Annotated in this window: 19 protein-coding genes; 10 read left to right on the top strand and 9 right to left on the bottom strand. The window is 42.7% G+C overall.

Annotated features, from left to right (window positions below):
- Nucleotides 1-24: 24 nt before the first annotated feature.
- The 3 genes from porW (at nt 25) to tsaE (ending at nt 5,818) form a co-directional block, all read left to right on the top strand.
- Entirely contained in the window at nt 25-3,732 is a 3,708-nt protein-coding gene (gene porW / locus CZ367_RS02100) for a type IX secretion system periplasmic lipoprotein PorW/SprE (RefSeq protein WP_077195497.1), read from the top strand.
- Between the two features lie 66 nt (nt 3,733-3,798).
- On the top strand, nt 3,799-5,373 hold the full coding sequence (porX, locus tag CZ367_RS02095; protein ID WP_077195496.1) for a T9SS response regulator signal transducer PorX: 1,575 nt from the start codon (nt 3,799-3,801) through the stop codon (nt 5,371-5,373).
- Between the two features lie 31 nt (nt 5,374-5,404).
- Entirely contained in the window at nt 5,405-5,818 is a 414-nt protein-coding gene (gene tsaE, locus CZ367_RS02090; RefSeq protein WP_077195495.1) for a tRNA (adenosine(37)-N6)-threonylcarbamoyltransferase complex ATPase subunit type 1 TsaE, read from the top strand.
- Between the two features lie 441 nt (nt 5,819-6,259).
- Here tsaE and CZ367_RS02085 read toward each other — a convergent pair whose 3' ends face one another.
- The 8 genes from CZ367_RS02085 to CZ367_RS02050 form a co-directional block, all read right to left on the bottom strand.
- Nucleotides 6,260-6,571, bottom strand: a complete 312-nt coding sequence (locus tag CZ367_RS02085; RefSeq protein WP_161942323.1) for an IS66 family transposase — start codon at nt 6,569-6,571, stop codon at nt 6,260-6,262.
- Entirely contained in the window at nt 6,493-6,861 is a 369-nt protein-coding gene (tnpB, locus tag CZ367_RS16120) for an IS66 family insertion sequence element accessory protein TnpB (RefSeq protein WP_144005926.1), read from the bottom strand. Before tnpB ends, CZ367_RS02085 begins: the two co-directional genes overlap by 79 nt.
- A 288-nt stretch (nt 6,862-7,149) precedes the next feature.
- The gene (locus tag CZ367_RS02075; protein ID WP_077195493.1) at nt 7,150-7,638 is read right to left on the bottom strand and encodes a dihydrofolate reductase; all 489 of its coding nucleotides are present in this window, start codon (nt 7,636-7,638) and stop codon (nt 7,150-7,152) included.
- 33 nt (nt 7,639-7,671) lie between these two features.
- Nucleotides 7,672-8,466, bottom strand: coding sequence for a thymidylate synthase (locus CZ367_RS02070; protein ID WP_077195492.1), 795 nt, complete (start codon nt 8,464-8,466; stop codon nt 7,672-7,674).
- Nucleotides 8,463-9,833: a methyltransferase RsmF C-terminal domain-like protein gene (locus tag CZ367_RS02065; RefSeq protein ID WP_077195491.1), complete on the bottom strand. Its 1,371-nt coding sequence runs from the start codon at nt 9,831-9,833 to the stop codon at nt 8,463-8,465. The genes CZ367_RS02070 and CZ367_RS02065 overlap by 4 nt, the downstream gene beginning before the upstream one ends.
- 9 nt (nt 9,834-9,842) lie before the next feature.
- Nucleotides 9,843-11,948 carry a PorE family type IX secretion system protein gene (gene porE, locus CZ367_RS02060; protein WP_077195490.1) on the bottom strand — a complete coding sequence of 702 codons (2,106 nt, stop codon included), beginning with the start codon at nt 11,946-11,948 and terminating at the stop codon, nt 9,843-9,845.
- Nucleotides 11,949-12,004: 56 nt separating this feature from the next.
- Nucleotides 12,005-13,864 carry a DNA topoisomerase 3 gene (locus CZ367_RS02055; protein WP_077195489.1) on the bottom strand — a complete coding sequence of 620 codons (1,860 nt, stop codon included), beginning with the start codon at nt 13,862-13,864 and terminating at the stop codon, nt 12,005-12,007.
- Nucleotides 13,865-13,868: 4 nt separating this feature from the next.
- A complete protein-coding gene (locus CZ367_RS02050) occupies nt 13,869-14,792 on the bottom strand; it encodes a DMT family transporter (RefSeq protein WP_077195488.1) in 924 nt (307 codons plus the stop codon).
- A gap of 935 nt (nt 14,793-15,727) precedes the next feature.
- Here CZ367_RS02050 and rsmI point away from each other — a divergent pair.
- Nucleotides 15,728-16,429 carry a 16S rRNA (cytidine(1402)-2'-O)-methyltransferase gene (gene rsmI, locus CZ367_RS02045; RefSeq protein WP_077195487.1) on the top strand — a complete coding sequence of 234 codons (702 nt, stop codon included), beginning with the start codon at nt 15,728-15,730 and terminating at the stop codon, nt 16,427-16,429.
- A gap of 50 nt (nt 16,430-16,479) precedes the next feature.
- A complete protein-coding gene (locus CZ367_RS02040) occupies nt 16,480-17,394 on the top strand; it encodes a Cbp1 family collagen-binding glycoprotein adhesin (RefSeq protein ID WP_077195486.1) in 915 nt (304 codons plus the stop codon).
- A gap of 185 nt (nt 17,395-17,579) precedes the next feature.
- On the opposite strand, the gene CZ367_RS02035 is transcribed toward CZ367_RS02040, so the two are convergent.
- A complete protein-coding gene (locus CZ367_RS02035; protein WP_077195485.1) occupies nt 17,580-19,652 on the bottom strand; it encodes a TonB-dependent receptor in 2,073 nt (690 codons plus the stop codon).
- 762 nt (nt 19,653-20,414) lie between these two features.
- Here CZ367_RS02035 and CZ367_RS02030 point away from each other — a divergent pair.
- The 5 genes from CZ367_RS02030 (at nt 20,415) to CZ367_RS02010 (ending at nt 26,058) form a co-directional block, all read left to right on the top strand.
- The gene (locus CZ367_RS02030) at nt 20,415-21,806 is read left to right on the top strand and encodes a leucine-rich repeat domain-containing protein (protein ID WP_077195484.1); all 1,392 of its coding nucleotides are present in this window, start codon (nt 20,415-20,417) and stop codon (nt 21,804-21,806) included.
- Between the two features lie 15 nt (nt 21,807-21,821).
- Nucleotides 21,822-22,286: a hypothetical protein gene (locus CZ367_RS02025; RefSeq protein ID WP_077195483.1), complete on the top strand. Its 465-nt coding sequence runs from the start codon at nt 21,822-21,824 to the stop codon at nt 22,284-22,286.
- Between the two features lie 5 nt (nt 22,287-22,291).
- Complete coding sequence (locus tag CZ367_RS02020; protein WP_004356095.1) at nt 22,292-22,933, top strand: DUF4903 domain-containing protein; 642 nt, start codon at nt 22,292-22,294, stop codon at nt 22,931-22,933.
- A gap of 78 nt (nt 22,934-23,011) precedes the next feature.
- Nucleotides 23,012-25,363, top strand: a complete 2,352-nt coding sequence (locus CZ367_RS02015) for a TonB-dependent receptor (RefSeq protein WP_077195482.1) — start codon at nt 23,012-23,014, stop codon at nt 25,361-25,363.
- Nucleotides 25,360-26,058, top strand: a complete 699-nt coding sequence (locus tag CZ367_RS02010) for an HmuY family protein (RefSeq protein ID WP_077195481.1) — start codon at nt 25,360-25,362, stop codon at nt 26,056-26,058. Before CZ367_RS02015 ends, CZ367_RS02010 begins: the two co-directional genes overlap by 4 nt.
- Nucleotides 26,059-26,099 lie beyond the last annotated feature (41 nt).

Here is a 26,099-nt window from a genome sequence, read left to right as displayed (position 1 = left end):
CGCTGATAAAAGAGTTAATTATACGTGAAATCAACTTATGCTAAATATATTCCGCTTTTGATAGTGGCTGTGCTTGCAATAGGTATTGTAAGCTGTTCTACTAAGAATAACACCTCGCAATCGCGATGGTGGCACTCTTTCAATGCCAAATATAACACATATTACAATGGTGCGCAAGCCTACATAGAGGGGTCATTGGAAAAAGAAAATGGTAATAAAGACAACTTTACCGAGATGATTCCGCTCTATACGGTGGGCAATAAGAATAGCAAAGATTTAGGCAAAGGCAACTTTGAGCGGGCTATTGAGAAGGCTGAAAAGGCGATTGCACGCCATAGCATTAAGCGTAAACCTGAATGGAATAAGCATCGCAAGAAGACAGTGAAAGATATAGAGTGGCTTTCACGTCGTGAGTATAATCCTTTCCTTTGGAAGGCGTGGATGTTGATGGGTCGTTCTCAGTTTTATAAAGGGTCGTTTGAAGATGCTGCTACTACATTTGCTTATATGAGTAGACTTTACAAAGGGCAAAGTGCTATCTATGGTAAGGCAAGAGCTTGGTTGGCTAAGTCGTATATAGAGGCTGGCTGGCTGTACGATGCAGAAGATGTTATTCGCAATATGCAACGTGATTCTGTGGATTGGCATGCAGTGAAAGAATGGGACTACACCTATGCCGACTACTATATTCATACAGGTGAATTAGAAAAAGCTGTGCCCTATTTGCGCAAAGTAATTAAGTACGAGATGCGTAAAAAGCAGAAGGCTCGTGAGTGGTATCTTATGGGACAAATCCAAGCAGCTTTAGGTCATAAAGAGGCGGCACACAATGCTTTCAAGCATGTTATCCATCTTAATCCGCCTTATGAATTAGAGTTTAACGCCCGAATTGCAGCTACAGAGGTGATGGCAACAGGTCAAAGCAAGCAAATGATTAGTCGTCTGAAGCGTATGGCTGCATCGGACAATAATAAAGAATACTTAGATCAGGTGTATTACGCTATGGGTAATATCTACTTGGCTGAGCGAGATACGATGAATGCTATCAGTGCTTACGAACAAGGAAGTCAAAAGGCTACTCGGTCGGGAGTGGAAAAAGGTGTGCTGCTCTTGCACCTTGGCGACTTGTATTGGGCAAAAGAGCGATTTGGTGATGCACGCAGATGTTACAATGAAGCCTTGGGTTTGTTGGATAAAGATAGAAAAGATTACGAACAACTATCTACTCGTGCAAAGATATTGGACGACCTTGCCCCACATACCGATGCTGTTCAATTGCAAGATTCATTGCAGTATTTGGCTAAATGTTCTGAAAAGGAACGTTTCGAAGCTATTGATCGTGTTATCAATGCGTTGAAGAAAAAAGAGAAAGAAGAGCGAGACCGATTGGCTGAACAAGAAGCAGCACAACGCCAAAGCGAGAATGGAGGATTGGATATAGATAACGCTATGGTACGTCGACCATCATTGCCTAACAAGCAAAGCGATGGCACTTGGTATTTCTATAATCCAACGGCAGTTCAGCAAGGTAAAACTTCGTTCCAACAATTGTGGGGAAAACGTGAGAATGTAGACCATTGGCAACGTATGAATAAAACAGTTGTGGGTGGTCTTAATACCAATAATAACTTTGCCAATCTTACTGACGCACAGCGCGATTCGATTGCAAAAGAAGAGGCAAAGATGGATTCTGTAAAGATGTTAAAGGACTCTGCACAGAACGATCCTCACAAGCGTGAGTATTATTTGGCACAGATACCCTTCTCTGCCGACCAATTGGCAGCGAGCAATAAGATACTTGAAGAAGGGTTACACAAGTCGGGTGTAATCTTTAAAGATAGGTTGGATAATCTTCGCTTATCGGAGAAAGCACTCCGTCGTGTAAGCGATAACTACCCCGAATATGAGCAGATGGACGATGTATATTACCATCTCTACCTCTTATATATGAGGAAAAACCAACTCGAAATTGCCAATACGTACATTTCAAAACTAAAGGCAAGCTATCCACAGAGCAAGTGGACAGCTGTTTTGACCGACCCTTACTTTAAAGAGAATGCAAAGTTTGGCGAGCAGATAGAAGACTCTCTCTACGCTGCGACCTACGAAGCGTTCAAAGCCAATCGTTTTGGAGAAGTGGCAGCTAACAAGCGCATCTCTGATACACGTTTCCCTATGGGCGCAAATCGTGATAAATTCCTATTCATAGGTGGATTGAGCAAACTTAATGAGGGCGATGCTAACGGTTGTTTGACCGAAATGAAAACCGTTGTAGAGCAATATCCACAAAGTCGTATCAGCGAAATGGCAGGCATGATAGTCAATGGTGTTCAGGCAGGAAAGAAGATTAGAAGTGGTAAGTTCGACCTTGGTGACGTGTGGAACTACCGTACTAATATTCTCAACGATAGTGATAGTATAAAGCAAGTGAAGTTCTCTCCCGATAGAGATGTCGACTTCAAATTCCTCTTGGTTTATCATCCCGACTCTTTGAAGGAAAACAAGCTCTTGTTTGAGATGGCTCGTTTCAACTTTACAAGTTTCTATGTACGCAACTTCGATATAGAAATCATTGATGTTGAAGACATTCATCAGATGCAAATCTCTGGCTTCAGAAACTTCGATGAGGCATATCAGTATGGTCGCCAATTGTTTAATGCAAAGAATGTAGTAGAACAATTGAATAAGTCGGCACGTGGTATCATCATCAGCGACAAGAACTTGCAGCTCATTGGAACGACCTTTAGTTACAAAGACTACGACGATTTCTATGCGAAACATTTCGCACCGCTTACTGTAACAAAGCGTTATTTGCTCTCTGAACCTGCCGAAATAGCTGTGCCACGTGAAGAAGAACGCGACTTACAAGACGAGATAGAAAGTCGTAATCCTACCGAGCGCGACCTTAACATTAAGGAAAAATTGGAGAACGAAGTAGATTATGGTGTTACAATCCCTATGGAACAAGAACCAAAGGTGAAGGCAGAGAGTCCAAAGACAAATGCAGAAGCACCAAATACAGAACTCGTAATTCCTACGGACGATGCGAAGAAGGGCAAAGAGCCTGTCATTGAGGATAATAATGGCGAAATACTCATTCCTACGGACGAACCAGTGAGCCCTAATTCGCCTACCGAAATTATCATTCCTATGGACGAACAGCCTAAGAAAGCAGAGCCAACGAAGGCTGAAACACCTGTTTCAAAGCCACAGCCACCAAAGCCTGTTGAGCCTAATAAGCCAATAAGCAACCCTCAAGTGTCGAATACAGAAACTGAAACATCTAAGCCTGTTGCGCCTACACCAAAGGTTGAACCCGAAAAGAAGGAACTACCTGTTGTGCCAATTGATGAGAATACGTTTGAGATACCAACAGACGATGAACCAAACGCCCCTGAAGGTACATTCATAATTCCTATTGATGAGCCAAAACCTATTGCGCCAAAGGTGAATAACGATAAGAGTAAGCAGCCACAAGCACCAAAGCCTGCTAACGGAAAGCCTACGCTGAAACAGCAAAAGGGCAAAACACTTCAACCTACAAAGCAAGACCCAAATGCGAAAAAGGGAGAGAAGAAGGCAGACCCTACAAAGAAGCAGAATACAGACGGTCCAGTTATCTACTTTGAAGATGAGGCTGAGCCTGCTCAAAAAACAGAGAAGAAGCCCGAACAGCAACCTGTGCTCGACTACGACATTGAGGACGAGTATTACGACCTCGGTGGTTTCTAATCGCAATCAGTAACAATAAGGGCGGAACAATGAAGGTGCTGCCCACATAAAACCACATCACATAATATGATCAATGGATTATTACTCTGGGTTGATGATGAGATAGAACTCCTCAAAGCCCACATTATATTTCTTGAGAAAAAAGGATACGAAGTTATTACCGTAAGCAATGGTGCAGACGCAATAGAGCAATGCGCTACACAAGCTTTCGATTTGGTACTTTTAGACGAGCAAATGCCAGGTCTTTCGGGCTTAGAAACACTTCAACGAATTAAGGAGATACAGCCTGCAACACCTGTTGTAATGGTAACAAAGAGCGAGGAAGAGGATATTATGAACCAAGCCATTGGTTCAAAGATAGCCGACTACTTGATAAAGCCTGTCAACCCAAGCCAAATTCTTCTTACGTTAAAGAAGAATGTACATCGCCGTGAGATAGTTACAGAGGTTACCCAGTCGGGGTATCAACAAGACTATCAGCAAATAGCAATGCAAATTTCTGAATGCAATAACTTTACCGATTGGGTGGAAGTATATAAGAAATTGGTGAAATGGGAACTTGAATTGAGCAGTGCCGAAAGCAATATGACGGAGATGCTCATTATGCAGAAAGAAGAAGCCAATAATAGTTTTGCAAAATATATTGTGAAGAACTACCTTAACTGGATAACCGATTTGAGTGACAAAAGCAAAAGCAAAGCTACTGACAGACCACTGATGAGTCCCGAAATATTCAAATCGAAGGTATTTCCTACGATAGATGAGGGCAACAAAGTGTTCTTAATCGTGGTAGATAATTTGCGCTTTGACCAATGGCGTGTCCTTTCTGAAGAAATAGGCGACCTATTTGATATAGAGGAAGAACTCTATATGACCATACTTCCCACAGCTACTCAGTATGCTCGTAATGCAATTTTTAGTGGACTTATGCCACTCCAAATTGCTCAAATGTTCCCAGAGTTATGGGTTGATGAAGACGAAGAAGAAGGAAAAAATCTGAACGAATCTCCTCTTATTCAGACGCAAATAGAGCGTTATCGCCGCCACGATAAGTTTTCTTACCATAAGATAAACGACTCGAATGCTGCAGAGAAGTTTATGCAACAATTGAAGAATTTGGAGCAAAACGACCTAAATGTATTGGTCGTAAACTTCATTGATATGCTTTCGCACGCTCGTACAGAGATGAAAATGATACGCGAATTGGCAAGCAATGAGAGTGCTTATCGCTCACTAACATTGAGTTGGTTTCGCCACAATGTGCTTTCGGAAGTGTTCAAAGAGTTGGCACACGCTGGTTATAAAATTATTCTTACCACCGACCACGGGTCTATTCGCACCACCAAACCTACAAAGATTATTGGCGACCGCAATACCAATACCAACCTTCGCTACAAGTTGGGCAAGAATTTGAATTATAATTCAAAGAAAGTGTTTACCATTAAAGACCCTCGCCAAGCACAACTCCCTGCGCCAAACCTTAGCACATCATACGTGTTTGCTACGGGCGACGACTTCTTTGCTTATCCCAACAATTACAATTATTACGTGGCTTACTATAAAGATACGTTCCAACACGGTGGTATATCAATAGAAGAAATGGTTGTACCGCTCATCACACTCACCCCAAAGAAACGATAACGATATTCAGAAAATAAAACAAATATAAACAATGGAAATCAAAATAAATAGCCTTGAAACCATTCACGAGGCAGCAAAACAATTCATCGAGAACATTGGCAACCGCAAAGTATTTGCTTTTTATGGCAAGATGGGTGCTGGAAAAACCACCTTTACCAAAGCTATTTGCGAGGTGTTGGGCGTAAAAGATGTAATTACTTCTCCCACTTTTGCCATCGTCAACGAATATACCGATGGTAATAATCAGTCCATTTACCACTTCGACTTCTATCGCATCAAAAAGTTGGAAGAGGTTTACGATATGGGTTACGAGGATTATTTTTACAGTGGCAACCTCTGTCTCTTGGAGTGGCCAGAGCTTATAGAAGAAGTTTTGCCCGAAAACGCTGTAAAGGTAACTATCGAGGAACAGCCCGACGGCACTCGTTTAGTATCATTCGATTAAGCGAAAGTATTGAGTAAATATTTTATCCCAAATCGGTCATTAGCCCGCAAAGGCTTTTTAAAGCGTTTAGATGTTATACTTTTCTTCGTCTTTGCACCTTATTTTGGCTCTTTTCGTTTGTTTTTTCAGCTGTTTAGCTCGCTAAACGTCTTCAAAAACAACCAAAAATAGCTCAAAATAAGCTCGCAACTCTCGAAGAAGTCTAACGACCGATTTGGGTTTATTGAATAAGCATTAAAATAGCCGCAAACGATCTTTCATTATGAGATAGTTTGCGGCTATTTCTTTTGAAGTTATTGTTCTATTTTACCACTCTTTATAAATGGAAAATGAAAGACCAATCTTTTGTTTCCAAAACATATATGGTAAGCATCCAATATTAGCCGCCTTTCACACCAACAAATAACCCTTATATGTCTGGCAGCATATAAGGGTTATTTGTTATTTGAAGTTTGAAGGTAGCATTTTCGTGAGTTCCTCCTCCGTCATATCTGGCAGGGACCTTGAAAGAACTTCCTTCATCCATTTGTATGGCTCTATGCCTGCTTCCCTGCAACACGCCATAAAGGTATAGAAGATGGCGTTGTTCTCTGCTCCCTCATTGTTACCACAGAACAGGTAGTTCTTTCTTCCAAGCGTGATGGGTCTGATGGCCTGTTCCATAAGGTTGTTGTCTATGTTGAAGCGTCCGTCCTGCACATACCTGCCAATGCGTATCCATACGGCGAAGGCATAACGCAGTGCCTTCTCCATAGCTTCGCCTGGGGTGTACTGTTTGTGTACATCCAACATATAGGTCTCCAAATACTNTTAGGACTCAGGCAACCCTGTGCCATCTGTTTATGATACACGACAAAACCACAGCGTTCCCAGTGCAGCAATTTAATTCGGTTACGGGCTCGATTGTAGAAAACGTAGACAACACCATCAGAAGGATTGAAGTCATTGCTGCGTACCAATTGGGACAGGCGAAGAATACCCTGACGCATGTCCACAGGAGTGCAACAAACCCGAAAAACATTTGTTTCATTGAGTACAAACATAAGTTTTTCGGGCAAAGGTAGTAAAGCAAGAATGTTACACAAAGGCGGCTAATATTGGATGCTTACCATATATGTTTGAGCTTCTCAAAGTTGAACTTTGGCACGCCAATACATATATGTTTTGGGTGGTGAAAGATATATGTTTTAGAACCCGTTTATAACTTGCTTGTTATCAAAAGGTTAGCAATGTGTTTTTGAAACATTTTGCTATAAATGGCATTGGTCTATTCTTCCACGACCCATTTACCTTGCTTAACCTAATTATACTTCCTTCCAAGATGTGCTTGCTTACTTTGCTCGCACATAATCTACAAAGCTATAAGCGGGCGTATCTTCAGAGGCTGGGCGTGATTCACACTTTTCTATCTTCCAAGCCCCATCGTTAAATTCAGGAAAGAAGACGTCGGCTTGAGCAGGAGTATCATCTATTTCAGTGAGATAGAGGCGGTCTGCAATCTTTAAACCTTCCTTGTAAACACTTGCGCCACCAATGATAAAGGCTTGTTCGTCAGCCCCAATATATTGCAGGGCTTCCTCTAATGAGGCGTAAACATCACAATTAGGGAAGTCGGTTTCGGTGCGACTTAACACAATGTTGCGGCGGTTGGGCAATGCACCTTTGGGCAGTGAACGGAAAGTTTTCCGACCCATAATTACCGTATGTCCTGTTGTGAGCTGTTTAAATCGGCGTAAATCTTCCTTTATGAAGTATACCATATCGTTTTCAAAGCCGATAGCACGATTTTGTGCTATGGCTGCAATGATGTTGATTTGCATTGTTATTGTGTTTTTGAGCAATGTGTTCAATCTTTATACTGCCACTTCGCCAGCGATATGAGGATAAGGATTGTAATCTACTAATTGAAAATCCTCGTATTTAAAGTCGAAGATGTTCTTTACATCGGGATTGATTATCATTCTTGGCAATGCACGTGGTGTGCGAGAGAGCTGCAAGTCTACTTGTTCTAAATGATTGTTGTAGAGATGCGTATCGCCTGTGGTATAGACAAATTCGCCTGCCTGAAGACCCGTTACCTGTGCCATCATTTGAAGCAATAAGGCATACGATGCAATGTTGAAAGGTACACCAAGGAAGGTGTCAGCCGAGCGTTGATAAAGTTGTAATGAGAGTTTGTCCTCTGCCACATAAAACTGGAACAAGCAATGACAAGGAGGCAAAGCCATATCGTCTACCTCGGCAGGATTCCACGCTGTAACGATAAGGCGACGCGAGTTAGGATTGTGCTTTATCATTTCCACAACGTTAGTAATTTGGTCGATAGTTCCCCCACGTCCATTGGGCCATGACCGCCATTGCGAACCATAAACAGGACCTAAGTCGCCATTCTCGTCTGCCCATTCGTCCCAAATGCTTACGCCGTGTTCTTGTAGGTATTTCACGTTCGTATCACCTCTTAAGAACCACAACAATTCGTAGATGATACTTTTTAGATGTAGTTTTTTGGTTGTGAGAAGGGGGAAACCATCAGCGAGGTCGAACCTCATTTGATGTCCGAAAATAGAAAGTGTGCCCGTGCCTGTGCGGTCGCCCTTTGGCACACCATCAGTCTTTATACGTTTTAATAAGTCGTGATATTGTTTCATAGTTCTATAATTGTCTGTTCTTCAGGCACGTGGCTACTTTTTATTCGCCATTCCTGTGGGTATAGGTTGTTGGCTCTGTTGCCTAAATTCTTTGCAAATCCCAGTGTCGCTCCACGATAGGTGAGGCGCACAATACCCTTTGGAGCATCTGTTGGGAGCGTTATTGCTTCGTGACGAAGGTAAGCTATGGCAGTGGGGTAATCTATCTCTACTGCCTCAAACTTCTCTTTTTCGTCTGTTATGCTTAGTGCTGCGCTATGGTGTGGGATAATATTCTTCCCCTTTGTTGTGCCTTCTTCTATGCCGTGAACCAATACTTTAAGGCGTTTGCGAGCTTCGGCAATGGCTTTTTTATGTGTATCCGAAGATGGGGTAGTGCCATTTTCTTCTTTTCCTCTCTTGCGTATAACTGCCATAAATAAGCCTTCGCCCTCGGTATATCCTGGAATAAAGCGGTAAACAGGGAAGCGTTTTCCGTCTTTACAAGGGTTTCCGATGAGAGAGTTTGTGATGTTCCATTCCTCTTGGATAGGAATATCTACTAATTCAGCATCATATTCTTGTAATATCCAAGCAATGTTTTCTTCGTTTTCGTGGGCATTAAAAGTGCAAGTAGAATAAATAAGATAACCGCCCGACCGAAGATTATCCCATATATCGTCAATGATGCTGCGCTGCAATTGCCAGCAATTGGCTACATTCTTTTCGCTCCACTCCTCAATAGCTTGTGAATCTTTGCGAAACATTCCCTCTCCCGAACACGGTACATCGGCTATGATGACATCAAAGGCGAGTTTGGTACGTTTGTAGTCACGAGGGTAATTGTTTGTTACCACCACATCTTGATGCCCGTACTTCTGCACGTTCTCCGCTAAAATCTGTGCGCGTTTGCCTATCGGTTCGTTTGAAAATACCAATGAGCCTGTGGGTATTGTGCCACGTGCACACGTTGTTTTTCCCCCTGGGGCAGCGCAAAGGTCTAATAACATTATAGGACGGTTTACAATATGTTGCAACACGTGCGCTACAAACATTGAGGCTGCCTCCTGAACATAATAAAGCCCTGCGTGAAAAAGAGGGTCGAAGGTAAAGTTTGGTCGAGTGTTGAGATAGTAACCCTCCTTGCACCAAGGTATGGGTTGTGGTGCGAAAGCATTTGAAACTTTCCCCTTTGTTTTAAATGGATTAAGCCTAATGCTAACAGGTGATGTAGCTGTTAAGGCTGCTTTGAACCTTTTGTAGCGTTCTTCGCCCATAAGTTGTAGCGTATAGGCTTCAAAGGCTGATGGTAAAACAATATCGCCTACACCCTCAAGTGTTTGTATTGAGGGTGTAGGCGATACTTCTTTTTTATTTATTGAGTTCATTCTCAAATGTTATTCTATATCGAAAATGATGTCTCCATCATCTTCTATTGCTTTCTTTTCTTCTTTTGGCTTAGGCTGTTTTTTCAAGTTGCCTTTCTCGTCAAACATACCGTAGGTAGTGCGAAGTACAATAAACTCGGTGCGGCGGTTGATTTGATTTGCCACCTCCTGTTGTTCTTTGTCGAGTTTGGTTATATATTCCTCGGTCAATACATCGTTTTCCTTTGCCCACGCATACTTCTCTGCCATCTTTTTGCGTACCTTCTTAGGCTTGTCCTCACCATATCCCACTGGTGAAAGACGGTCGGCAGCAATGCCGTGCTCAACAAGATAAGCTACCACAGCATCGGCACGACGTTGCGATAATCGCTTGTTATAGTCAGCCGAACCTTTATAGTCGGTGTGCGAAGAAAGTTCTATCGTAACGTTAGGGTTCTCCATTAACAACTTCACGAGTTTATCCAATGCGTCTTTGGACTCGGGGCGGAGCGTTGCTTTATCGAAGTCGTAGAAAATATTGTCTACCATTACAGGCACACGAATACCAGCTAATGGGAATTGCAACACATATTCTTGCGACTCTTTCACAGGTTCTACACGAATTTCTTCTTTATGGTTAAGGTAGCCTGCGCACGTTGCTAAGAGTATGTAATTTACATTCGGACGTATTTCTTGTTCGAACGAACCGTCACCTTTCACCGATATTTTCTTGTTTGTACCATCATCGCCAACAAGGAAAACCTGTGCTGCTGGCAACTCATAGCCCTCCATTTCGTATACCCAACCTTTAATGGTTTGTACCACTTCAGGGAGTTCAAAGCTATAAATATGGTCCCAACCACGGCCGTCACCTCGATTGGAAGAGAAGAAACCACGGTTGTGAACTCCGTCAAAGGTCATTCCAAAGTCATCGCCCTGTGAATTGAGCGGATACCCTGGGTGCTCTATGTGGTAGCGTTTGTCCGTTCCCACTTTTGCAATAAATATATCTAAACCACCCAAACCTCCGTGTCCGTCAGACGAGAAATAGAAGTCGCCATTGGGGCGGAATGTAGGAAACATTTCGTTTCCTGCGGTGTTGATAGGCGCACCGAGGTTCTCCACGCCTCCCGTAGTTCCACCCATAAGACGCACACGCCAAATGTCTGTGCCTCCCTTACCTCCGGGCATATCGCTTACAAAGTAGAGCCAATTGCCATCAAGAGATAGAGCAGGGTGGGCAAAACTTGACAGTGTATCTCTGCTTATTTCCAACTTTGTAGCCTTTCCCCACGCTGCATCAGCGCGCTGACTTACTGCTATTTGTGCAAAACGAGGGTGAGTAGCATCGGTTAAGCATTGTGTGATGTACATCTCGCGACCATCTACCGAGAATGCAGGTGTACCCTCATCAAACTCAGTGTTCAATCCGCTTTCTATTGTTTTAGGCTGTGTCCACTTGCCTTTGTCGTCCTTTTCGCTGTAAAATATATCACCGGGCTTTACTCCCGTAATACCGCTAAGCTCGTCGCCTTGGGCATCGTTGCGTGTAGAGGTAAAGTAAAGTTGGTTGTATTGGTCACCAAATAGCATTGGTGAATAGTCCTGTCGGCGTGAATTGAATACAGCCATCTTTTTCACTTCATAGTAAGACCCCTGTTCTTTTATCGTGGGTGCAACTGTTGCAGCTGAAAGTCCTTGTGATGCCAACTCGTTGTTCGGCATCGAATCGAGCACAAGTTTGTATTCCTTCAACGCCTCTGTGTAAGCCCCATTCTTCATCAAGTTGGCTGCCAACTTCAAGTGTGTATTGATGCTGTCTTGTTTGTATCTTATCACGTTTTTATAAGCTGCCACTGCTCGCTGCGACTGTCCGATGTGGTCGTAGCAGAGTGCCATCTTTGCAGCCAATTGTCCACGTTGTGTACGGTCTTTGGCTGGGGTGCGCTGATAGGCTGTTTTGTATTGTGCAGCCGCATCGTAGTATTCGCCTATTGCAAGAAACTTGTCGCCTTTCTTAATGTTTCTATCTATGCCACAACTGTTTAGTAATACCATAGACAAAAGCAACAAGCCCACTCCACAAGCAATGCTGTGCAGCGATTTATGTGTATGTAGGAATTTACTTCTTTTCATATACTACGAATAACGTGTTTTCTACCTTATTTATTGCAATTACAGCCTAAGTATTTTTATTTTTCTGTTGTTACATTGCCAATCTTTCGGTTGGAATTATCAGCTAATACGTCGTTTACAATCTTTGTTATCTGCTCTTTGAGTTCGGCTATAAACTGTGCAGCATCGTATTTTCGATGCTCAATATCACGCAATTTCTTTTCCCAAATACCCGTAAGCTCGGCAGAAGTTAGGAGTCGTTCGTGAATAGTGTCTATCAATGCAATTCCTGTTTCGGTTGCAACAAGGTTTTTACGCTGTCTACTGATGTATCGCCTTTTGAATAAGGTTTCTATAATACCTGCACGTGACGATGGGCGACCTATTCCGTTTTCCTTTAAGGCTGCGCGCAACTCGTCGTTATCTACCAATTTTCCAGCTGTTTCCATTGCTCTTAGGAGCGAAGCTTCGGTGTAATGCTTGGGCGGTGTGGTTTGTTTCTCGGTCAGAGTTGGAGTGTGCTCGCCTTGTTCTCCCTTAACGAATGTTGGCAGTGTACGTTCTTCGTCTGCTGCCTTTTCGTTTTGTTCGGGTTCTACTTCTTTTTCGTTTGCTTTGTTATACACAGCTCTCCACCCTTCGTCCAATATTTCTTTTCCCGTAGTTTTAAATTCCACTTCGTCCACTTTACCCAAAACGGTTGTTGTAGAGAACTTACAATCGGGATAGAATACAGCGATAAAACGGCGTGCTATGAGGTCGTAAACCTTGCGTTCTACATCTGTAAGTCCTTGAGGAATAACGTTGGTAGGAATAATGGCGTGGTGATCGGTTACTTTAGCTGCATCGAACACACGCTTCGACTTTGGCAATGGTTTGCCACCCAACACCTTCACCAAGTCGGCGTATGGTTTCTGAGCTGCAAAAGCCGTTTGAAAGAGGGTATTCATTATCTGTGGACACTGCGCATACACATCATCGGTAAGGTACTGCGTGTCTACACGTGGGTAAGTGGTAAACTTACGTTCGTATAGGCTCTGAATGGTATTGAGCGTCATTTCGGCAGAGAAACCAAACTTGCGGTTGCAGTCTACTTGCAGCGATGTAAGGTCGTAGAGCTGCTTGGGTTGCTCTGTTCCTTTCTTCTTTGTTACGTTTGTAATTTCAAAGGGTTTACCCTCGATGAGTGCAAATGCAGCTTCTCCCTCTTCTTTTGATGTAAACTTGCCCTTTGTTGCCGTAAACTGTGTATTGCGATAGATTGTAGCCAATACCCAATAAGGCTCTGGCTTGAAATTGTTTATCTCCTTTTGTCGCTCTACGATAAGTGCCAATGTAGGCGTTTGAACACGTCCTATGGACAGCACTTGCGCATTTCTACCATACTGATTATTACCATATTTTAGCGTGTAGAGGCGTGTAGCGTTCATACCCAATAGCCAATCGCCTATGGCACGCGAAAGTCCTGCAAGGTAGAGCGGTTCATAATCTTTTTGGTCTTTCAAGTTTGCAAATCCTTCACGAATAGCCTCATCGGTCATCGAAGAAATCCACAATCGTTTTACAGGACATTTTACCTTAGCTTTCTGCATCACCCAACGTTGAATAAGCTCACCCTCTTGCCCAGCATCACCACAATTGATAATCTCTTCTGCACCTTGATACAATCGTTCGATGATGGCAAACTGCTTCTTTATACCTTCATCGTCGATGAGTTTTATACCAAATCTTGGCGGCACCATAGGCAATGCAGCCAAGCTCCACGACTTCCAATTCACGAAGTAATCGTTGGGTTCTTTCAGCTCGCATAGATGTCCGAAAGTCCAAGTTACTTGATAACCATTGCCTTCCATATATCCATCGTGCGAATGGGTAGCACCAATAATTTTTGCGATGTCTCGTGCTACGCTGGGTTTCTCTGCTATGCAAACTTTCATTCTTTTACTTTATATTTTGAGAAGCTTCTATGTCTCTTTTCGATTTCGACTTTATTACCAACCACACTCCTGAGAATACAAACACGATAGCCACACCTTGATAAAGTGTGAAGGTGCCAATACCTGTTAAGACCGATACCACCACAGCCACAATGGGTTGTACGTAATTGTAAACTCCTACAATGGTAGGGCGAAGCACACGTTGTCCCATCATCAACGTAATGTAACTAATGAATGTTCCGAAGAATACCACAAACCCTGTCTCCATCCAAGTGCGACTGCTCACAGCTGCAAAGTTGGTAGCCTGAAGGTCGCCCAACGCTATAGGGAGGATATAAAGGGTCGCCCAAAAGAACATATACTTGTTGATGGTGAATACCGAATAACGCTTTATAAGTTTGCTAAAGAGCGACATATAGAGGGCGAAACTACATTGTGCAACGAGTATCATCAAGTCGCCCCGTACATCGCCCACCTTGTGCGAAGCGGCATTCATACTGGTCAGAATAAGAATGATAGCTCCTGCACAACCAATGGCTACGCCTCCCGCCTTCTTCAGCGTAATAGGTTCTTTGATGATAAGGAATGCCCACATCATTGCAAAGATAGGCATACTTGTTGTAATAACGCTTGCATTGACAGGCGAAGTGTAGCTCAACCCTATGATAAACAAGCATTGATTGCACGTTACACCAAAGAGTGCGGCAGCAGCAAAGAGGAAGAAATCTTTGCGTGGAATGTGTTCTTTAGGTACAAAGCAGCCTGCAATCCAAAACAGGAGCATTGCGCCCGACACTCTAAAGAATACCATTGTTATTCCGCTGATGCCGTGTATCATAGCATCTTTGCCTATGGGCGACATTAGTCCCCATATCACTTCAGCTATCAGCATACATAAGTGTGCCTTCAAAGGCTTATTATTATTCATTACGTAGGAGTTGATAAATCTTTTCGCATACAAAGGTACGAATAATAATTAAGAACAGTATTTTTAGTGGATAATCTTTTTATTTAATGAGGTAGTTATCTTTTAGGAGTTAAGGGAGGTTTTCTTTTAGGAGTTAGAGGAATTAGGGGGAGTTAAAGGAGTTATAGCCAACACCTTTGCTATCTGTAGTCTTGTCGGACAAGTCGGACAAGTCGGACTCGTCCGACCCGTCCGACCCGTCCGACAAAACTGCACCAACAAAACATTTGGCTTTAACTCCCCTCTAATTCCCTTTTACTCCTAAAAAGCCCTCAGCAAATCCTATGCCACCCCAAACCTTTAAATTCCCCGATTTAACATTTTAAATCCCGAAATAGCACTATTCTTTATTTCTTATTATATCTCCTAAATTTCCTTTGTTGGTTTTTCGGAAAGTCAAAGTTCAACTTTGCCAACCCCAAACATATATGTTTTAACCTCCCATAGTTGAACTTTAGCAACCTCAAAGTTCAACTATGACCCTCTGGAATATCAACAAATTACGTCTTTTGTGTCTATATTCTCTGTTTTATAGTTCTATCTATCCATTCTCAAAGGTCTATCATTTTGCACACTTTCTTTTATTATATTGTATCTTTTTGTAGCTCAATTGTTTACGGTTGCACACGCATTTAGCCCACTTTTCTGCACCAACTACTTCTTTGTTGCAAAATCACGCCTTATTTCAGATGAATTTAACACTATTGTTTGTAAAAGTGGAAGAAATAGCGAATAGAAGCGAATAATGTGTTAGCGTATATGGGGAGAATAAACGAACTATTGATATTACAATATGATAGGAAAGATGCTTTGGGTGGTTAAAAGATATTTGTTTTCGCCTAAAAATGCTAATTTTTTTCTTTGTTTAATTGAATTACTTTACATTTGCAGCAGTTATGGGCACTTTATATCTTGTACCAACGCCAGTGGGAAATATGGAGGATATGACGTTTCGTGCAATCCGTATCCTGAAAGAGGCAGACCTCGTGCTGTGTGAGGACACACGCACATCGGGTATTCTGTTGAAGCACTTTGAGATAAAAAATCATCTTATGGCGCATCATAAGTTTAACGAGCACGGAACATCTGCCAACATCGTAAACCGACTGAAAGCTGGCGAAACAATAGCACTCATCTCTGATGCAGGCACACCGGGCATTAGCGACCCAGGGTTCTTCCTTGCTCGCGAAGCCATAGCAGCAGGCATCACGGTGCAAACCCTACCAGGTGCAACAGCTATGATACCTGCATTGGTGTCGAGCGGCTTCCCTTGCGATAGGTTTGTGTTTGAAGGTTTCCTCCCACAAAAGAAGGGACGCAAAACACAGATAGAGAGCTTGAAAGACGAAAGTCGCACAATGGTATTCTACGAGTCGCCATATCGTGTGGTGAAAACGTTGGAACAATTTGCCGAAACGTTTGGTGCTGACCGCCAAGTGAGTTGTTGTAGAGAGATCTCAAAGCTACACGAGGAGAGTGTGCGAGGCACATTGGAAGAGGTGATAACCCATTTCAAAGAGACTGCACCACGTGGCGAGTTTGTTATTGTGTTGGCTGGAAAAGAAAAAACTAAAAAAGGCAACAAACAAAACGACTAATAATAAAAACAGTGAAGAAGCAATTCTTCATTTTAAAAAACAAACAGATTATGAAAAAACTTTTGATTTATGCAGCTTGTGGAATGATGACTTTCACTGCTTGCAACCTCGACAAGAAACCTGCACTCAACCCAGCAGAAATTCAGAACGACTCTTTGCGCGCTATCATCAATGCTCGTGACAACGAGGTGAACGATATGATGGCTACAATGAATCAAATTCAACAAGGCTTTGCTGAGATTAATGCAGCTGAAAATCGTGTAACACTCGCTAAGGAAGGCGAAAGTGCTGATAAGGCTACACAGATTAAGGAGAATATTCAGTTCATCGCTCAGCGTATGAAAGAAAACCGTGAGCTTATCAAGAAACTCCAAGCTCAACTCCAAGAGACTGGTTTCAAAGGCGATGAAATGCGTAAGACTTTGACACAGATGACAGCTCAATTGGTTCAGAAGGATAACGAGCTGAAGCAGTTGCGTGCTGAATTGGCTTCAAAGAATATACATATTAAAGAGTTGGACGAAACTATCACTGGTTTGAACACCGATGTTTCTAACCTCAAGACCGATAAGGAAAAGCTCACAACAGAGAAGCAAAACCTTGAAACAGAGAAGAGCAACTTGCAAGAGGAAACAAAGCAAAAGAGCGAAACTATCTCTACACAGGATATGCAGTTGAACACAGCTTGGTACGTATTTGGTACAAAGAGAGAGCTGAAAGACCAACGCGTGCTTGATGGTGGTAAGGTATTGCAGGGTAGCTTCAATAAGAACTACTTCACAAAGATTGATATTCGTGCTACAAAGGAAATCAAACTTTACAGCAAGAACGTGAAGTTGCTCACTTCTCACCCAGGTAGCAGTTATAGCCTTACAAAGGACGCAAGCGGTCAGTTTGTTCTTCGTATCAACGATGCTCAAACTTTCTGGAGCACAAGCAAGTACTTGGTAGTTCAAGTGAAGTAAAAGATAAGTAACAGCAACGATGCTTTAGTTAGCATTGCTTTATATAAAATACTCCCTCAACAGTTTCTATATGAACGAGTTGAGGGAGTTTTTGTTTAGAGAAATTGGATTGCTCGGACTTGTCAGACAAGTCGGACGCATCTGACAGGTCTGACAAGTCCTACCAACCTTCAATGGTAATGGGGTTATAGCTTCACGCTAACACCTGTTACAATCCACATTCGGGGTTGGACAACGTTGCCATAGTCTACATACGACTTATTGAGTAGGTTGTTGGCTTCAAGGTATGCACCCCAATTAGTGGTGTTCCAACTCAATCGAGCATCAACAATGCCATAGCTTGCATACTTATGACGCAGATTGTTGATGTCAAGATAGCTACCCATACGATGCTGGAAACGATAGTTTAACCCTAAGTCTAATTGTTTCCAAAGGTTAAGTTGTAAGTTGGCAACAAACTTATTTTTCAAATATTCCAATGCATATTTGCTCACAATACCTTCGTGTTCTTTCTCGTTTTGATGCAGATAAGCATAACCGAGGCTGAGCTTTTTCACCACGTGTTGTGAAGGAATGAGGTGTAAGAAGTTGAAGTCAACGTTGGCTTCTACACCTATTGCGTTTATCTTTCCAAAGTTTACACTCTTCCATAGCGTAGCCCCACTTTCGTCAAGTGTACCATCTGAAATCCAGTCGATTAGGTTTTTATGATGATTGAAAAAGATACTTGCTTTGGTATTTACACTTTGCGTATTGTACTTTATACCACCCTCCACAGCCGAAAGTTCTTCAGGAAGTAGATGCTTGTCTGCCTTATGCCCACCAACGGAATAGAAAAGTTCGGTGAACGATGGCATTCTAAGCGAAGAATTGTACGAAGCATACACTTTCCAAGCACTACCTATACGATAGCTTGCATCAATACCGGGGTAGACACGCATATTCATATCGGCTTGACTATTCTTAACGGCTACCAATCCTGCAGAGAGCGTAAACCTATCAAGAATAACGTTGTGTTCAAAAACAAATTGTAGATTGGTGCGCTGCAGTCCGTTGGTGTACATTCGGTCGGTACGATGAATAGGACGAGGACGATTGAGTTTTTCTCCTAAGTTGCCACTTACTAAGTCTTCATAACGCAACTCTGCACCAAAGGCAGTACGCCCTAAAGTCCAATCAAAATAGGCATTGAGGTTTGCACCATAAACATCTGTGCGATGATAATTGAACGGAATTTTATCCTTCACATTACGTATAAGTTCAAATCTGTCCATACTTCGATTCCAATAAATGGAAGGGCGAAGATGCAAACGACCTTGCTTGTTTTCAGCTTGGATTGCAGTGAAAGTTTTGAAAGTATGTTCAAACTGATTGTCGAACTTAGAGCTATAAAATGTGTTCGACCCATAATTCTTAACGCTCATACCAGCGTGCCATTTTACAAGAATAGCTTCATCATTGTACACACCTTGATAAAACGACTTCAAAGTGTTGTAATCGGCATTCAGATTGCCTACTTTGCTGCGCAAATGTCCGTCGCTTCGTAGGTAAGAGGCCGACAGCTGATTGTTCCACGCTCCGTGTGCAATGTTTCCACGAGCACCCATTCCGAAGAGTCCGAACGAACCTCCTTGGGCGTGAGCTGTGAGTGACGAATTTTGTGGAGCTTTGGTTACGATGTTTATTGCACCTAATAAGGAAGATGTACCATAAACTCTTGCTGCTGGTCCTTCGAGAATTTCTATGCGTTCGATTTCAGAAATATCGACTGGGAAATCGAAAGCATTGTGTCCTGTTTGTGCATCACAAATGTTGACACCATTGAGCAAAACCGTTATTTGTTCAGAGTTGCCCCCTCGTATGCTTACATCGGTGAGTGCGCCCAATGCACCTTTTTGGCGAACATCTACACCTACTGCATACTTCAACAGGTCGTTAACACTTTGTACAGGAGCCGCTTGAATGTCCTCACGGCTTAGTACAGTTACCATTCTCGCTTGCTGACTAACGGTCAGCGGCGCCCGTGTGCCTGCTACGTTCACTTCGTCCATCAAGATACTCTTATTGGTAGCTGTGGTGTCGTTGCTTGTTTGCATAGCCTCGATGCTGCGGTTGTGAGCCGTAGCGTGTTGGAGGGTTGCGACACTCAGTACACCAATAATAACCTCTTTGCCAAGAACAGCAAAGAGAGAGTAGCTGTGGTTAGAGAAGTGGGTAAACTTCACAACGCTGCGCTTGTTAAAATTTGGTTTGTACATAAATAAAAATAATTTTAAATTAAGGGGAAATCATCTCCCCCACGATAAATAACCTCTAAGCACTGCACCTTTTTGGCGCAATACATCAGAGTTTCGGAGTGCAAAATTACATATTTATATCCTATATTTACCTATTTGTATGCTATTTCTTTATAAAAGTAATTCTATTTTGCTGTTTCCCACTGCTAATGCTACTATTTTGAATTTAGCTGTGGGTGATACTATATACCCTACTCGAAAATATATTTCTTCATTACATAAAACGATAGAACTCGATGAAGTTCAAGTTATTGGATAGCGGAAATTGTTTTCCATAAGAAAAGACACCACGTTTATCAATACTGATTGCCTTCGAGTAAGGAAAGGTGCTAACTTGGAATACTTAATCAGGAATATTCCGGGCATGGAATATGACAAGGCGAACAGGCAACTATCGTTCAAAGGAAAGCCATTGAACCCCAATCTCTACCGTTCCAACACTTACTGACAAACACCTATGTAAATACCATTGACTACGACTGTGGCATCAGCGGCACAGTAGAACTTCCCCACGACATTGAAATATGGGGCGATGCAAATTGTCATCTGGCGAGGAACGTTTTAGCCTTACCAAAAGTAAAACAGATAAAAATGCTCACAAACAGAAAAATCCTAATAAATGAGGATTGCAAAAACAAAAATAAAATCCTAATAAATGGGTATTGTGAAATCCAAACAAGACTCCTACCTTTGCAACTCAAAACAATTAATTTATTATCGAAAATGAAAATAGTAAAGAATTTAACATTACCAGTATTGGTATTCCTTGTGATGGGACTTGCCTCATGTAGCAAGGACGAGGCAATTAATTACAGTACAAAATCCCTTAAAAACACAGAGTTAATGAACATTCTGAAAACGAGGGGCTTTACCTTTGACAAAGACGGCAAGTTGGAACTCAACGACTTGGCGGAGAAAACCACCGCATTGGATTTAAGCGGAACCAAACTCAAAGATCTCAGCGGACTTGACATTCTGCCCAACCTGAAGGAGGTGAAGCTGTCGAATAATGGATATGGACCAGTATTCGACTTTGCCCAGCTGCCGGCACAAATTACCGGTGTAGATTTGACGGGCAACGACATTTATGACTTTGAAGGACTGGTGAATGTAAAAACGGAAGAGAATGGTGATGAAACCGTAACACAGCTGCACAAAATCACGAAATTGTACTTGCCACAGACGGCAAAGTTTAATATCAAAGACCTTGTGCGTTTCTATCGAGAGAAGAAGGCTGAGATTGAGTCTGGCAGTATAGACGTGAAGATGGAAACAGCAAAAGGCGACTTGCAGAAATACAATACCATTCGCGAGATACCTGATGAGAATATAAGGGCTAATTTCAAAAAATACTTTTCCAGCATCTTTGATGAAGACGGTATTCATATTGACATCAGCAAGCGGTTAAGCAACAAAGAAAGGTCGAATGCCTGTGTATTTAATAAGTGGTATGGAGTTGCCACTGCTACAACATTGGAAGGGGTACAATATATTGTGAACAATCCTTATTGGGACGGCAAACTTCTTACTGTAAACTTGACAAACAAAGCGAAACTCCCGTACCTAAGACCCTGTAGCGGTCTCATGACCTTGTCATTGACAGACGTGGATGCCTCTGAAGGCATCAATCTTGAGGATGCTACAAACATGACAGGTTTCCTATGGGTAAAGGTTAGCGGTATTAGCGAAATAGATTTAAGCCATAGTACCCTGTTTGGTCAGAGAGCAATAGAACAGGAACAGGATGGTCCCGGTGGTTCCTCACTTGTTTTTGTAGAATGCCCGGATTTGAAAAAGATAGCTTTACCGGAAAAAAGCGGGTTGCGTTCTTATATGATAACATTTGCGAATATGAAGAGTATAGAGCAGGTAGATTTGTCCAAATTTAAGATGATATCCAATTTGGAACTTGGCGGTTTATCTGCGAATTGTCGTATTACCTATCCGGAATTGACGGAATTTCATACCTACGATAAAAAAACCTCTTTTGCGTGTACGCAAGACGTGTTTGACAGACAGGAAACAAAAGACTTTATCAAGAAGTATCTCAAGGTCTTGTCCAGTGGTGGTGGCTACATAGATGGAGTTGAATGGTCATCACTAATTAATAATTAACAAAACATAAAAAAGATGAAACATTTTTTTATTTCTACCATATTGATAGTAATCAGCATTTTAGGATTTGCAGTAAATTCTAATGCGCAGACAGGTACTTACAATGGTACGTTGAGTAACATTACTATGAATGGGAAATCATACAATAATGCTACAAATCAGAGCTTTACATTGATAAGCACCGGTGGTAACCTGTATGATTTGACAGGTATAGTGGGACCTATTGGCAAGATGCCGGGAACAATCAAAGTAGAACTTAGAGTTTCTATCAACAACGGAGTTGTTACAGCAACGACCCCCATAGGCGGTTATGCCGGTAAATTGATGTTGTTGGATGGTGGATTACCCATTAAAATTAAATTATCCAGTTTTACAGGCTCTCTTGTAAATAATGAACTCCATTTCGTTCTTGACACATACGCAGGTTGGCAATCTGTTCCTGTCTTCCCTGCATCTGTAACTTTTGATGGGAATTTTTAGCTATAATGATGAAAAAGTTTGTTACGAATATAAGTTTATTTTGCCTTATTGCAGTTCTTTTTGCGGGATTCTCTTCTTGTAGTAGTGATGAGAATTTAGAACAGAAAGATCCGATAGAGGAATATTTCAATGAGGCAAAAAACATCTTGAATGGTGAGATTGTTTTGTCTACCAAAGCTACGATGAGTGGGGTTGACAAAACATTATTGCCAAATGGATGTCCTACAAAATTTAGTTTTGATTGGGTGAACGATAAGACAATGAAACTTTCACTCGAGGGCTTTACCGTAGGCAAGATGCCATTGATTGTGTATTTCTCATGCCAATGTAAATTTATGCAACTCAATTCTTGGGAGAAAGATGAGTATAAAGGCGATGGTTGGATAAAGTTTAAGGGTAAGGACGGTAGCGTTACGGGAAATCCTAAAGATGATTCCGGAGTACAGCAAGGAAGTGGCGCAGGTGTAGAAGGCTATCTGAATGTGAAAACGAACCAGATTACATTCATAGTCGATTACAATATGATGAACGTGCGTTCCGAGTGTTTCTTGCAGACTATCGACAAGAACCGTATCAACAATTACGAAGCCGAGTTTGCCCAATACGAGAAGGACTTGGCAGCCTATAAGAAGGAACACGGATTGTAATACGTTACAAATATGATAATAAAGGAAGTGAGGGACTGTGAGTGCTTTCACTTCCTTTTTCAAAAATAAAAAGAAACGATGCAGAAGAAAGGATTCTTATTCTTACTCCTTTGCCTGCTTTTGGCGATAAGCGCACAGGCACAGCGCATGGTAAGGATAACCATACTTGAAAAAGATACGCAGCAACCTTTGGTAGGGGCTACTGTGCAATATGCCACGAGCAAAGAGATGTTGGATGTTAAGAATGCCATTACCGACATTGATGGCAAGGTGATATTAAGTATAGAAAAGGGAAAGGAACTATACTATAATGTCCATGCAACGGGCTTCGTCCCCGTAAAAGGAAGTGTGCCGCCACAGGAAAACAACATAAAGATTGTTATGCGCGAAGACGTGCTGCACCTGAACGATGTCGTTGTAACAGGTTCACGAACAGAGCGTCCCGTAAAACTGTCGCCCATCACCACACAGGTATTGGGCGGAAAGGCACTCGTTGATGCAGGGTACAGCGACCTACAACATGCCCTGCAACAAGAGACACCAGGACTCAACATTCAGAAAGTGGGTTTCGGCAACGAAATCTCAATGCAGGGACTGGATGCGCGCCACGTTCTTTTTCTGCAAGACGGTGAACGAATGACGGGTGATATGGCAGGCAACCTCGACTACGAACGCTTTAACCTGCACGCCATTGACCGTGTGGAGATTGTAAAGGGTGCCAGCAGTACTCTGTATGGCAGTCGTGCTTCGGGTGCGGTCATCAATCTTATTTCTAAAAAAGCGACCAAACCATTGGATATTCAGGCAGGTATGCGCTGGGCACAGATGAACGAGCGCAACTACAAAACACCGTCTCCAAAAGATTTTCTATATATGTTTGAGAAGAACAGCGACCGTCCTAACTTACAGGCGTGGCTCTCTGCTGGAGTGAAACACAACGCCTTTACCTCTCAAACCGACGTATGGTATAGCGAGAACGATGCCTTTTATATGTATCAGGCGGAGAACGACAGCAAGACCTACACAAAGGAGGCAAACCCCTTTCTGCCTCATGACATCACGCTCACCAGTGTGGCGGCACGTTCGCCAATGGGCATTGAGGGAACGGAGCATATCTCGGCAGCGCAGAAGTTCTATTACGAGCCCAACAGAAACCTGTCGGTACAGGTGTATGGCTCGATGTTCTTCATGAACTCATACGACTTGATACAAGATATGACTTTCTCGCAGAGTCGCGATCTCATGACAGGCGTTAAGGCGAAATATAATGTAAAAGACTGGTTTACTGTAAACCTTAGCATACACAACGATTTCTACGACCGTTTCAAACGGCACGAGCGTATCGATGAACGCAAGAAGGTGTACAAGAGCAAAATATTCGAGCCACGTCTCACACTGACAAGTACCTACTTTAGCGGACACAGCATCATACTTGGAGTGGAACATACTTCGGATGAACTCACCAGCGACCGATTCGTGAATAGGAAAATGACCACGCGCGCCCTGCACGAGACGGAGTACTTCGTACAAGACGAATGGACGGCAAATGCCCACTGGATGCTCTCCACAGGTGTGCGAACCAACTTTTCAAAAGCTTTCGGATTTATGTGGATGCCCAAAATTGCGGTAAAATACTCTCCCGATGGGCACTGGGCGATACGTGCCAACTACTCCATGGGTTACCGGGCACCGAGCATCAAGGAACTTTTTTTCAATTGGGACCATTTAGGGATGTTTCAAATTAGGGGAAGCGAAGACTTGAAGCCCGAGAAGAATCATTACTTTTCGCTGGGTGCCGAGTATAGTCATAACGGATTCTTCATCAACGTAAACACCTATGGAAACTTTTTCAGAAAGAAGATAGAGGGAGTATGGCACATCTATGATATGCAGTATAACTTTGAATACACCAACCTCAGCAGTCAGCGTATGCTGGGCATTGAGGCTATCCTGAAATGGCACTTCCTCGACCGGTTTACCCTGAATGGAACATACAGCTATGTAAACGTAAGCAAGCAAAACGGCATACAGGTGAACACCACATCGCCACACGCTGCCACGGCAAGCATCGACTATGTATATAACAAGCCTAACTACCGCTTGAAAACCATCTTCAGTGCATCGCTCATGGGCGAGAAAAACTTTGATGTGCAAGATCGTGTGTGGGTGGAAGAACATCATAAAAGCTACGATGCCTATTTCCGCTGCACGCTGCCTACCTATGCACTCTGTAACTTGGCAGTGGTGCAGACATTCTACAACAAAGTGAAAGTTACGCTCGGAGTAGATAACATCTTCAACTATGTGCCCCACACCTTGGGATCGGGCATCACTATGTTCAATGTTCCTGCCACCAGCGGTGCAAAGGGATATGTGCAAGTGGAATTTCTTGTTGATGACATCGTAAAATCATTAAAAATAAAGAAATGAGAAAATACATATTCATACTTTTCGCTTTAACGACAGCATTGTCCTCGTGCGTGAGTTACGATGCAGAGGAGTTTACGGGCAAAACGCTGCCAAGAGTTACGGGATACACCACCGGCGTTACCAACGATTGGCTGTACATCAATTTGCGCACAGGAAAAATATTCAACCTTGACAAGCCCAATGGCGACATTAAAGAGGGCGAACAGCGGGAGCGTACCGACTGGGACATTGCCTTTTGCGGCTACCGTATGCGAACGAATAGCGGAACATCGGGCAATGGAAAAGGCGGAGCCGCCGACTTAGGATACGGCAGTTACGACACTTGGAAAACGGTGGCACAATTGCCAACCAATTTGCAATGGGTGGTGGATGACCATTCGGTATATATCACCATGTCGCAAAACGACTGGAACAAGTATCTCATCGCCAATAAACTCGACTTTGAACAGAATCCTTGGTTCGACCCCAATCGCGGTCCTGCATCGACACAGACAGATGCTAACCCCACATTGGCAAAAGCAATGACCTTTACAGGTCCACCGCCTGTCTATGCTCCCTCGTTCCATACATACGTGGTACGCACTGCCGATGGACAGCGATATTTCAAACTACAGATTATCAGTTGGTACAAAGCCGATGTTGAAATAGGTGATACGGGCGGACAAATAAGTTATTATTGTGATGAACTGAAATAAAGCTTACATTTGCTCGTTATATTATAAATGTAAAAAAACAA

It is taken from the genome of Prevotella ihumii, from assembly GCF_900155655.1.
Classification (GTDB): Bacteria; Bacteroidota; Bacteroidia; order Bacteroidales; family Bacteroidaceae; genus Prevotella; species Prevotella ihumii.
This window is presented reverse-complemented; position numbering and strand designations above follow the sequence as displayed.